The sequence below is a fragment of the Acidipropionibacterium thoenii DSM 20276 genome (genome assembly GCF_000423445.1).
In the GTDB taxonomy this organism is placed as follows: domain Bacteria; phylum Actinomycetota; class Actinomycetes; order Propionibacteriales; family Propionibacteriaceae; genus Acidipropionibacterium; species Acidipropionibacterium thoenii.
In genome coordinates this window covers 93,629-100,655 of the sequence record NZ_AUHZ01000012.1, presented here as the reverse complement: position 1 = coordinate 100,655, position 7,027 = coordinate 93,629, and the positions used below count along the sequence as shown (strand labels likewise).

Annotated in this window: 5 protein-coding genes; 2 read left to right on the top strand and 3 right to left on the bottom strand. The window is 66.6% G+C overall.

Annotated features, from left to right (window positions below; translation table 11 throughout):
• On the top strand, nt 1-304 hold a 304-nt coding region (locus G554_RS0105575), incomplete at its 5' end, for an integrase core domain-containing protein (protein ID WP_027587129.1).
• 105 nt (nt 305-409) lie between these two features.
• On the top strand, nt 410-2,494 hold the full coding sequence (locus G554_RS0105570; protein WP_027587128.1) for a glucose PTS transporter subunit IIA: 2,085 nt from the start codon (nt 410-412) through the stop codon (nt 2,492-2,494).
• A gap of 81 nt (nt 2,495-2,575) precedes the next feature.
• On the opposite strand, the gene G554_RS14930 is transcribed toward G554_RS0105570, so the two are convergent.
• The 3 genes from G554_RS14930 to G554_RS0105550 all read right to left on the bottom strand — a co-directional run bounded on the left by G554_RS14930 (nt 2,576) and on the right by G554_RS0105550 (nt 6,991).
• Entirely contained in the window at nt 2,576-5,134 is a 2,559-nt protein-coding gene (locus G554_RS14930) for a glycoside hydrolase family 65 protein (RefSeq protein ID WP_036924754.1), read from the bottom strand.
• Nucleotides 5,131-5,844, bottom strand: coding sequence for an HAD family hydrolase (locus tag G554_RS0105560; RefSeq protein ID WP_027587127.1), 714 nt, complete (start codon nt 5,842-5,844; stop codon nt 5,131-5,133). The genes G554_RS14930 and G554_RS0105560 overlap by 4 nt, the downstream gene beginning before the upstream one ends.
• A 199-nt stretch (nt 5,845-6,043) precedes the next feature.
• Nucleotides 6,044-6,991 (bottom strand): tetratricopeptide repeat protein, encoded by a 948-nt coding sequence (locus tag G554_RS0105550; RefSeq protein ID WP_027587126.1) that lies wholly within the window; start codon nt 6,989-6,991, stop codon nt 6,044-6,046.
• Between the last annotated feature and the right edge of the window lie 36 nt (nt 6,992-7,027).

Below are 7,027 nucleotides of genomic sequence, written 5' to 3'. Positions count from 1 at the left end.
CACCGCGGTGATGACCGACAACGGTTCCTGCTACCGGTCAGGCGCCTTCGCTGACGCGCTCGGCGACCATGTGAAGCACAAGTGGACCCGGCCATACCGGCCGCAGACCAACGGCAAGGTCGAGCGGTTCAACCGCACCCTCGCCGTCGAGTGGGCCTACGCGAAGCCCTACGCCAGCGAAGCCGAGCGCGCCGCAGCCTACGAGACCTGGCTCCATCACTACAATCACCACAGACCCCACACCGGGATCGGCGGCCAGACCCCCTCAGCCCGCGTTCACAACGTCACGGGGAAGTACACCTAGCGGGCCTCGGGGAGCCGGACGAGGTCATCGGCGCGACGACGACTATGCTTGTCAGGTGTCCCGTTCGGGACACCGTGAAGTTCCAGTCTCAGGAAGGACAACGATATGTCCTCGTCCTCACCAGCCTCCGAGATCGTGAAGGCGGTAGGTGGGCCTGACAACATTGCCAGTCTCACCCACTGCGCCACACGACTGAGGTTCCAGCTCGTCGACGGGTCGGTGGTCAATACCCCGACCGTCGAGCAGATCCCCGGTGTGATGGGGGCGGTTCCCCAGAGCGGGGACCGGTATCAGGTGGTGATCGGAGGGGCCGTCACCACCGTCTTCAACGACATCATGGGTCTGCCCGAGATGGCCCACGAGGGTCAACCCGGCGGATCGGCAGGCAGGTCCGATGCCGAGATCAAGGCAGCCGCCCGTTCCGGTGGCCCGCGCGGCAAGTTCAGCTGGCTCGACAGCTTCTTCGAGTTCCTCTCCGACTCCTTCCGCCCGCTGATCGGCCCGCTGCTGGGAGCCTCGCTGTTCATCACCTTCATGTCGCTGATGGCGACCACGGGGGTGATCGGCAACTGGGCCGACCCGCGGGTCCCGCTGTCTCCTTCCTGGCAGTTCATGAACCTCACCTGGAAGACGGTCTTCTACTTCCTGCCGCTGATGGTCGCCTACAACGCCGCCAAGAAGGTCGGCGCCGATCCCTGGGTCGGTTTCGCCATCATGGCGATCGTCATGCTGCCGGGATTCTCGGCTCTCAAGGACGTCGCCCACCAGGCCACCATCGCCGGTTCCCAGGTCGACATCGTCACCATCTTCGGAGCCCCGCTGACGATCTTCGACTACGGCTCACAGGTCTTCCCGCCGCTGTTGATGGCAGCAGTCCTGGGGCCGCTGTGGAGAGGTCTGAAGAAGCTCGTGCCGGAGAATCTCCAGCTGATCTTCGTACCCTTCCTGGCGATGCTGATCATGCTGCCGCTGACGGCCTTCATCATCGGGCCGATCGGCGTCTACGCCGGCGCCTACCTGGCCAAGGGACTGTCGGCGGTCAACAGCGTCTCGGCGCTGATCTTCGCCATCGTCATCCCGCTGGTCTACCCCTTCATGGTGCCGCTGGGCCTGCACTGGCCGATCAACGCCATCATGCTGCTCAATATCCAGACCCTGGGATACGACTACATCCAGGGGCCGATGGGAGCCTGGAACTTCGCCTGCTTCGGCGCCACCGCCGGTGTGCTGGTGCTGTCGATCCGGGCCAAGGACACCACCATGCGCCAGACCGCCACCGGCGCCCTGGTGGCGGGCCTGGTCGGCGGCATCTCCGAACCCTCGCTGTACGGCATTCACCTGCGTTACAAGAGGATCTACCCCTCGATGCTGGTCGGATGTCTGATCGGCGGGGTCATCATCGGCATCGGCGGCGGCCTGCACACCAGCGCCTTCGTGTTCACCTCACTGCTGACCATCCCTGCCTTCAACAAGATCCCGCTGTACTGCATCGCGATCGCCGCGGCGTTCTTCGCCTCCATGACCATGGTGCTGATCCGCGACTACCGGACCCCCGAGCAGAAGGCCGAGGCGCTGGCCGCCAAGAACGCCACCGAGGCGGCCGATGCCGCTCCGGCGGCACCGGTGCTGCCCGGTGCCCACGCCGACGCCACGGCGCCGGTCAGTCCCGACGTCACCGCCGTCAGCACCTCCGCTTCCCCGGCCGCGGCCGGCGGGGTGGACACCGCGACGCGGACGCTGACGATCACCTCTCCGCTGGTGGGCCGAGCCCTACCGATCACCGAGATCCCCGATCCGGTGTTCTCCACCGGAGTGGTCGGTCAGGGTGTCGCCATCGATCCCGAGGAGAGCACCGTCTACTCCCCGGCGGACGGCACAGTGGTCACCGCCCCGGAGTCGGGCCATGCCTTCGGGCTGGCCCTGGACAACGGCGTCGAGCTGCTGATCCACGTCGGCATCGACACCGTGGAGCTGGGGGGCAGGGGATTCGACGTCAAGGTCAAGGCTGGTGACACCGTCACCGCTGGTCAGCCCCTGGTGGTCTTCGACAAGAAGGTGATCGCCGACGCCGGATACTCCAACATCACCCCGGTGCTGGTGACCAATGGATTCGCCTTCGCCGAGGTGACCGGCACTCCGGCCGACCATGTCGACACCTCGACACCGGTGATCACTGTCACCACCAACTGAGGCACCACCGATCGACCGACAGACCGATGGCCGCCACCCCGCTCGGGGTGGCGGCCATCGGTCTGTCCGGGCCCAGCGGGATCAGTCGCGCGGGGACTCGGCCAGACTCACCATGGCCGGATCCGGATTGTGCTCGCTGGAGACCGACTCGGGCACCTCGGCGGTGACCAGGGAGCCGTCGGCCCGGCGCAGCCCGGCCACCGGAAGGTTGCCGTGCAGGCTGGCGCGGATCGGCCCCTGGTCGGCCAGCGGCACGCTCACCGGCCCCTCGCCGACGTGGATCGACTCACCGCGCACCGTGACATCCAGCGGTCGGCCCGAGGTCACCGTGAAGGTGATCGCATCGCGCACCAGCTCCACCTCCAGGACACTGCCCGCCAGAACCAGATGGAAGCTGATCGACTCCCAGTCGGCCGGCAGTCTCGGGTCGAAGCTGACATTGCCCTTGTAGAACCGCATCCCGGCGAATCCGTTGACCAGACAGGCCCAGATCCCCCCGGTGGAGGCCACATGGACACCGTCGGAGGAGTTGCCGTGAGAATCCGACAGGTCGCAGTACAGCCCCTCGCGAAAGTACTCCATCGCCATCTCCTGATGGCCCACCTCGGCCGCCACGATGGACTGGACCAGCGAGGAGAGGCTGGAGTCACCGGTGGTGATCGGGTCGTAGTACTCGAAGTCGGCCAGCTTGACGGCCTTGGTGAAGTCCTGCCCCTGCAGGAACATCGCCAGCACCACATCAGCCTGCTTGAGGACCTGGAACCGGTAGATCACCAGCGGGTGGTAGTGCAGCAGCAGAGGCCTCTTGGAGGCCGGCGTGTTGGCCAGGTCCCACAACTCCCGTTCCAGGAACTGATCGTCCTGGGGATGGATCCCGAAGGTCTCGTCGAAGGGCACCACCATCCCCTCGGCGCACTCCTCCCAGGCTCCGATCTCCTCCTCGGTGAGATTCATCTGGCCACAGAGGTGCTCGTACCACAGCGGGTCCTCGTCGGCCATCCGGCGCATCAGCCTGGCGGCGTCGAAGAGGTTCGCCCGGGCCATCACATTGGTGTAGAAGTTGTTGTTCACCACGGTGGTGTACTCATCGGGACCGGTGACGCCGTGGATGTGGAACTCGCGCCCGCCATTGATCCGCCAGAAGCCGAGATCGGCCCACATCCGGGCGGTCTCGATCATCACCGGTCCGGCGTCGTGGAAGAGGAAGTTCTTGTCCTGGGTGGCCCAGGCATAGGTCATGAGGGCGTGGGCGATATCGGCATTGATGTGGTACTGGGCGGTTCCCGCCGCGTAGTACGCCGAGGCCTCCTCACCTGTGATGGTCCGCCAGGGGAACAGCGCCCCACGCTCCGACAGCTCGGCGGCCCTCACCTTCGCCTGCGACAGCGTGCTCACCCTGAACCGCAGGGCGTTCTCGGCCAGCCGCGGGTGGGTGAAGGTGAGCATCGGGATGACGTAGACCTCGGTGTCCCAGAAGTAGTGGCCCTCGTAACCCGAACCGGTCACCCCCTTGGCAGGGATGCCTCGCTGGTCGGCGCGGGCCGCGGCCTGGGCGATCTGGAAGAGGTTCCAGCGCACCGCCTGCTGGACGCCGACCGGCGCCCCCTTGGTCTTCACATCGGCCGTCGCCCAGTACTCCTCGAGCCACTCGCGCTGGTCCTGGTAGTAGTCCTCGGTGCCCTTCTCCCGGACCCGGTCGAGGGTCCGCCTCACCCGGTCGAAGAGTTCCGGCACCGGGACCCCGCGCGAGGTGTGGTAGGCGACCGCCTTGTGGATCAGGATCGGCTGACCCTGCTTGGCCTCGATCTGGTAGACCTTCTTGCCCATCTCCGGGGAGGTGTCGATGATCTCGTCGTAGGCGTTCTCGGTCTCGATGGTGTGGTCGGCGCCCACCGCCAGGGTCATCTTGGAGCGCGCGGTGCGGTACCCCAGGATCATCCGCCGGTCCGAGTGCCAGTTGCCCTGGGGCTCCAGCACCCGGTCTCCGAGCCGGGCAGCCTTGCGTGGATCGTTCGCCAGCCCGACGCCCAGCGGACCGCCCCGGCCGTGGTACTCGTCCTGGCCGTCCTGGCGGTTGAGCAGCTGGGAACTGATCACCACCGGGGCATCTCCCTCCAGCATGGTGACCTCGATGCTCAGCAGGGCCAGATGGCGCTGGGTGAAGGAGATCATCCGTGAGGTGGCGACCCGGACCAGCTTGCCGGCCGGGGTCCGCCAGACCAGTTCCCGACGCAGCACTCCCTCCCGGAAGTCGATCCAACGCTTGTAGGACTGCAGCTCGTTGACCGACAGCAGCAGGGGCTCGTCGTCGACGTAGAGCTTCATGAGCATCGAGTCGGGGACGTTGACGATGGTCTGCCCGGTGCGGGCGAAGCCATAGGCGTTCTCGGCGTGGTGGATGTCCCAGACCTCGTGGAAGCCGTTGATGTAGGTGCCGTGGGTGTGGGTGTCACGGCCCTCCGAGGGGTTCCCGCGCATTCCGAGGTAGCCGTTGCCGATCGCGAACAGGGTCTCTGTCTTGCCGAGATCCTCGGTGCTCGGTCTGGTCTCCACCAGAGCCCACTGGTCATCGGGGAATCGGAACCGGTCGATCGGATCCTCGTGAGACCCGAACAACCCCGTTGCACCATTACGGGTCATTGGATGACCTCCTCAAGATCATTGACGACGACATCTGCACCAGATGCCAGCAGCCGCTCGGCGCCGACTCCGCGGTCGACCCCGACGACCAGTCCGAAATGCCCCGCAGCACCGGCCTCGACCCCCGAGACGGCGTCCTCGAAGACCACGCACCGGGCCGGGTCCAGGCCCAGCAGCTCAGCACCGCGAAGGTAGGTGTCGGGAGCCGGTTTGCCGGCCAGCCCCTCCTTGGCCGCCAGCAGTCCGTCGACGACGACATCGAACCGGCTGCGCAGCCCGGAGGCTCTCAGCACCGAGTCCGCGTTGCGTGAGGAGGACACCACCGCCATCTCGACCCGGCGGGCAGCCAGCGCATCGACCAGACGCTGGGAGCCCTGATAGGGCCCGATCCCGTCGCGGGCCAACACGTTGACGAAGACCTCGTTCTTACGATTGCCCAGTCCGCAGATGGTGGCGTCCTGCGGGGAGTCGGTGGGACTGCCCTCGGGCAGCGTGATCCCCCGGTCCGCCAGCAGGCTACGGACCCCGTCATAGCGAGGTTTGCCGTCGACGAACTGGAAGTAGTCCTCATCGGTGTAGGCCCTGGCAGCCGGATACTTCGCCAGCACGGAGTTGAACATCTCGCTCCATGCCTTGCGGTGAATGTCTGCAGTGGGGGTCAGGACGCCGTCCAGATCGAAGAGGGCTCCCGAGTACGCGGTCCAGTCCATGGGCCCAATCGTAGGGGCGATCCGTTGCCGACTGCGACCGACTTCTCACGCCGAGAGCAAGAAAGCCGGCGGGCAGCCCTGCCGATCCCACCGGCCGGTGCCGATCGAGATGAACTCCTGCCGCCCCTGGTGGGGCCTGGAGGTCAGCTCCACGGCGGACACCCGTTGCGCGTCATGGCCAGACCCCGATCCTCACGGCTCAGAACAGTGCAGCGGCCAGCGCCCTGCGTGCCGATGCCACCGTCGGATCGTCGCCCACCATCTCGAACAGCTCCAGCAGCCGCAGCCGCGCCTTCTCCCGATCCTCGTCGCGGGAGGTGCGGATCACCGCCAGGATCCGCCGGAAGGCAGTACCGGGATCTCCCCCGATCAACTCGACGTCGGCGGCGGCGAGCTGGGCGTCGACATCGGAGCCGGCCTCATCGGCGGCCGCCAGCACGGCCTCCTGATTCCTTCCCGCCAGTCTGCTCAACAGGGCGGCCCTGGCCCGGCCGGCGGTGAGCACCGGGTCGGCGGGGTTCTTGGCCAGCAGCTCGTCGTACCCGGCGACCGCCTCGTCATAGCGGCCCTGATCCATCAGGGCCTCGACAGCCGTGGTGCGCGGGTCGGGACCGGCGTCCTGACCGGTGTCGGCCACTGCGGCCTGGGACACCGGGGCGGCGTTACCGGCGATCCCATTGGCCACTGCGAGCTGGCTCACCTGATCGGTGAGCTGGCGGATCTGGTCGGCCGACAGGGTGCCTTGGATCGGCTGGGATACCGGCTGACCGCCGACGATCGGCAGCAGGGTGGGCAACGCCTGGATCTGCAGCGCCTGGGCGAGCTGAGGAGCCTTGTCGGCGTCGACACGCACCAGGATCCAGCGACCGGCCGCCTCATTGGTGATCTGGTCCAGATCGGCGTCCATCGTCTCGGAATGGGCCTGCGCGGAGGTGAACTCGATCAGCACCGGGTGCTGCAGTGATTTCTGGACGTAGTCATTGAACCCCTGCTCGTCATCGACCAGCGCGATCCAGCTGGCGCCGGTGGGGCCGGGGGATCCTGCGCTGGCGGAGGCCGGTGCACTGCTGGACTGAGCCCGGGCCGCCAGATCTGACAGGTCCACGGCTCCAGGACGATTGAACGACTGAGCTGACATGTCCCCAATTCAAGCATGCTGAGAAAGGCCTGTGTACCACTGAAC